At 64.5% G+C, this 1,001-nt stretch carries 1 protein-coding gene and 1 pseudogene; one reads left to right on the top strand and one right to left on the bottom strand.

The features are described 5' to 3' along the window. Positions 1 to 66, bottom strand: a pseudogene (locus tag EN906_RS38675) (transcriptional regulator); the annotation flags it as partial. Between the two features lie 199 nt (positions 67 to 265). On the opposite strand from EN906_RS38675, the gene EN906_RS35360 reads away from it, so the two are divergent. Continuing rightward, on the top strand, positions 266 to 1,001 hold a 736-nt coding region (locus tag EN906_RS35360; RefSeq protein ID WP_164777666.1), incomplete at its 3' end, for an MFS transporter.

Here is a 1,001-nt window from a genome sequence, read left to right as displayed (position 1 = left end):
GTCGCCGAGCACGCCAAGCACGATCGGCAGGCTGATCTGGTCCGTATTGGGGTGTGGCAAGGTCATGGCTCGAAACTAAGCACAGTCGGGTCCGATTTCAACGCATCCATCATTGTTGGCCCGCACGCGGCCTTTCTCCGTCTGGCGCCGACCTGTGCTGACACAGGGCTGTCAGGAAGGTTCAGCTATTTTTCCCTGGCTTCATTGACATGATGCCCTATTGTGTCCAATTGTTCAATAACTTTTGAACTAAGGACATCCCGCCATGGACAAGCGCCTTTTCTGGCTCGCGCTCGGATCGTTCACGATCTCGACCGAAGGCTTCGTCATCTCCAGCCTTCTGCCCGACATCGCGGCGGATGCCGGTATCTCCATTCCGCTGGCCGGCACGCTGATCACCGCCTTTGCGCTCGCCTATGCGATCGGCACGCCGATCCTGGCGACGCTGACAGGCGAGTGGGACCGGCGCCGCGTCATCCTGTGGACGCTGGTGTTCTTCGTGCTCGGCAACGTCGCCGCTGCCTTGAGTTCCTCCTTCGAACTGCTGCTGGTCGCGCGCATCGTCATGGCGCTGTCGTCGGGCCTGTTCGCCGCAACCGCGCAAGGCACCGCGGTGGCGCTGGTCGATGACCATCACCGGGCGCGTGCCATCGCCGTCGTCGTCGGCGGCACCACGGTGGCCGTTGCGCTCGGTGCGCCACTGGGCGCGCTCGTTGCCACCGTTGCCGGCTGGCGCGGAACTTTTTTTGCCATCGCCGGCCTTGGCGCGCTTGCCGGCGCGATCCTTTGGTACCGGCTGCCGCGGGGCATCGTTGGCACCAGGCTGCCCTTGAAGCGCAGGCTGGGGGCAGCGCTGCGTCCCGGCGTGATGCCGATCCTGTTGACGACAGTGCTGGCGCTGATCGGCGCCTTCACCGTCTTTGCCTATGTCGCGCCGCTTGCCATCGAGGGCGGCGGTCTCAGCCAGATCGCGTTGCCCGGCATGCTGCTCGCCTTCGGCG

This window comes from Mesorhizobium sp. M7A.F.Ca.CA.004.06.1.1 (assembly GCF_003999135.1).
Taxonomy (GTDB): Bacteria; Pseudomonadota; Alphaproteobacteria; order Rhizobiales; family Rhizobiaceae; genus Mesorhizobium.
This window is presented reverse-complemented; position numbering and strand designations above follow the sequence as displayed.